The following is a 3,046-nucleotide window of genomic DNA, read 5'->3' on the forward strand; positions in this document are numbered from 1 at the left end:
CGGCCGGCTCGGCCGGGTCGGCGCCATTGCTCAACGGCGCCTCGGCCTCCGTCTCGGTCTCGGCGCTGGCGGCAAACCGGCCATAGGCCTTCACGATCTGGTCCAGCAGCTTGATCAGCGGGTCCAGCTTGGGCCCGATCCCCGGCGTGCGTTCGTCGAACACCGCCGACACCGCACGGATATCGGCCAGCGCCGATTGCGCCGCGCCCCGGCGCGCCGCGATCACCGCCTCGGGCGTGTCCTGGAACGAGGAGGTCACCGCGCCGATATCGGGCGGTGTTTCCATCTCTTCGGGCGCGCGGATATGGCCATCGGCGATCTCGATGTCGCGCAGCGAGAAACTGCCGAAACCGCGGCTTTCGCTCAGCGCCACCCGCCGCAGCGAGGTATAGACCGGCGACGGCCCGCCGGCCTCGCCCGGCTGGCCGCACAGCCCCTGCACCGCGTTGATCCGCATCGTCGGGTCGTCATCGTCGTCGGGATCAAGCTCGGGGTGGCAGCTGTCCCAATATTGTTCGACGCAGCCGCGGATATAGGCGGTGACCGCGGCAAAGCCGGTCAGCCCCTCGGCATGCAGCAGCGCATCGGCCAGGAACACCGCGGCGCGCAGATCGTGGCTGCCTTGCAGAACCGCCATCGCCTTTTCGGCGACCTTGACATATTCCACCCCCTTGGCCGGGGTGATCTCATCGCCCAGCTGAACCTCGCGGCCCGGCTGCGCGGCGGCCTCCATCTCGATGAAGACCGGATCATATTCCATGTTGTCGCCGCTGGGAGCCTCCTCGCTCCGGGGCTGTAATAGGGCTGCCGGGTCCATCGCGCCTCGCCTGAGATCCTCACGTCCAAAGCCTTGCACCGCAAACTCCTCCAACCCGGCGGCCGGCACTGTGATCCAGATCACAGATTGCCGGAAAACAAGGACTTGACGCAAAGTCAGCCCCAACACCTGTGCAAAGTCAACGAATTTTGGCGACCGGATTGCCAGGCGGCGCGCCCGGCAGGCGCATTCTTTCTGGCATTTTGTAAGGTTTGGGGGGCGCTACCCCCGCCCCCGGATCAGGTCCGGGAGCGCCGCCAGAGGATGGCGGCAAGACAAGAGAAACGAAGCGGCCGCGCTCAGGCCGGGCTGCGGCGATACTCGGCCTCGGTGACCTGTTCCAGCCAGTCGGCCACCGCGCCGTCCAGCGCCTCCTGCAAGGCCAGATGCACCATGGCGGTGTCGGGCGTGGCGCCGTGCCAATGTTCTTCGCCGGGCGGAATCCAGACGGTGTCGCCGGGGCGGATCAGCTGCGGCGCGGCATCGCGCAGCCCGACCAGGCCGAGGCCGGATAGCACATGCAGGGTCTGGCCCAGCGGATGGGTGTGCCAGGCGGTGCGCGCGCCCGGTTCGAACGCAACCCGCAAGGCCCGGATACGCGCCGGCGCCGGCGCCTCGATCACCGGATCCTGCCAGACCGTGCCGGTGAACCACTCGGCGCGCGCCCGTTTGCTGGGCCGCGCCCCGGCTGCATAGATATCCATAAACTGTTCTCCCTTTTGGCGCGACTATAGGCGCCTTGGCGGATTGAACCAGAGCGGCGGCAAGGGTTTCGGCGCCGAAGATGCAGGCGCCGCGGTTTGCCGTTTGAAACTGATGCGGATACGCGTATCAAAACGGCAAAGTTTGATTGGAAATCCCTATCATGTTGCAGAAACTGGAAATGTTCATCGCCGTCGCCAACGAAGAACATTTCGGCCGCGCCGCCGCCAGCCTGGGCATCACCCAGCCGACGCTGTCTTCGGGGATCAAGCAGCTGGAAGACCAGCTGGGCGTGCAGTTGGTGATCCGCGGCTCGCGCTATGGCGGGCTGACCCCCGAGGGACAGAGCGCGCTGGTCTGGGCGCGCCGGATCGTCGGCGACGCGCGCCAGCTGCGCGAAGAGATGCGGTACAAGCGCCACGGCCTGGCCGGGCGGCTGCGTATTGCGGTGATCCCCACCGCGCTGACCTGGGCGGCGCAGATCACCGCGCGCTTCAGCGAAAAACACCCCAAGGTGCGCTTTACCATCCTGTCGCGCCCCTCGGCCGAGATCCTGACCATGCTGGAAAACCTCGACGTGGATGCCGGGATTTCCTATCTCGACAACGAACCGATGGGCCGGGTCAGCAGCGAGGCGCTGTATACCGAGCGCTACATGCTGGTCTGCAGCCCCACCTCGCCCTTTGCCGGCCAGCGCAGCGTCGACTGGGCGGCGCTGGAAGGGCAGAAACTGTGCCTGCTGACGCCGGACATGCAGAACCGGCGGATCATCAACGCCAATTTCGCCGAGGCCGGGATCGCCCCCGAGGCGCTGATCGAGTCGAATTCCACCGTGGTGCTGGTGGCGCATGTGCAGACCGGCGGCTGGGTCACCGTGCTGCCTTCGGACATCGCCGCCTTCCTGTCGGGCGGCAAGGATTTGGAGGCAATCCCGCTGACCGGGACGCAGTCGGAACACGCGGTCGGGCTGGTGGCGCCCTATCGCGAGCCGCATACCCCGGTGCTGGACGCGCTGCTGGCCGAGGCGCGGCGGATGTCGGAGATTCCGCGATAGACAATCCCTATCGAACAACGGTATAGTGATATTGATCTCCGAATACAGCAATGCTGAACTGACGCGCACGCCCGCGAAAGGCCAGCCATGCAGACCGACCTGAACACGCCCCCCGCCCCCAGCCCCGGAGAGGACGAGATCCGCGCAATTGCCGCCCGGCATCAGCATCGCGAGGGGCCGCTCTTGCCGATCCTGCACGACCTGCAACAGGCCTATGGCTGCGTGCCGGCCAGCGCCTATGCGCCGCTGGCCGAGGTGCTGAACATCACCCGCGCCGAGCTGCACGGGGTGGTCAGTTTCTACCATGATTTCCGCGAACGGCCGGCCGGGCGGCACGTGCTGAAACTGTGCCGCGCAGAGGCCTGCCAATCGGTCGGCGGCGCGGCGCTGGCCGAGGCGCTGCTGGGCCGGCTGGGGCTGGACTGGCACGGCACCACCGCCAATGGCGCGCTGACGGTCGAACCGGTCTATTG

The 3,046-nt window shown here is 67.0% G+C and carries 4 protein-coding genes; 2 read left to right on the forward strand and 2 right to left on the reverse strand.

Annotated features, from left to right (window positions below; all coding sequences use genetic code 11):
- Nucleotides 1–760: type VI secretion system protein TssA (locus CVM52_RS24780; RefSeq protein ID WP_240621069.1), on the reverse strand; the 760-nt coding region annotated here is incomplete at its 3' end.
- A 356-nt stretch (nucleotides 761–1,116) separates the two neighbouring features.
- Entirely contained in the window at nucleotides 1,117–1,521 is a 405-nt protein-coding gene (locus tag CVM52_RS24785) for a (R)-mandelonitrile lyase (protein WP_100164951.1), read from the reverse strand.
- A gap of 161 nt (nucleotides 1,522–1,682) precedes the next feature.
- Here CVM52_RS24785 and CVM52_RS24790 point away from each other — a divergent pair, with 161 nt between their 5' ends.
- Complete coding sequence (locus CVM52_RS24790; RefSeq protein WP_100164952.1) at nucleotides 1,683–2,573, forward strand: LysR family transcriptional regulator; 891 nt, start codon at nucleotides 1,683–1,685, stop codon at nucleotides 2,571–2,573.
- 87 nt (nucleotides 2,574–2,660) lie between these two features.
- The coding region (locus CVM52_RS24795) for an NAD(P)H-dependent oxidoreductase subunit E (protein ID WP_100164953.1) at nucleotides 2,661–3,046 on the forward strand (386 nt) is incomplete at its 3' end.

The sequence above is a fragment of the Pseudooceanicola lipolyticus genome, assembly GCF_002786325.1.
Taxonomy (GTDB): domain Bacteria; phylum Pseudomonadota; class Alphaproteobacteria; order Rhodobacterales; family Rhodobacteraceae; genus Pseudooceanicola_C; species Pseudooceanicola_C lipolyticus.

Bases quoted from the DNA above. Each gene is read 5' to 3' on its own strand.
- CVM52_RS24785 (WP_100164951.1), bottom strand. From the start codon at position 1,521: ATGGATATCTATGCAGCCGGGGCGCGGCCCAGCAAACGGGCGCGCGCC.
- CVM52_RS24790 (WP_100164952.1), top strand. From the start codon at position 1,683: ATGTTGCAGAAACTGGAAATGTTCATCGCCGTCGCCAACGAAGAACAT.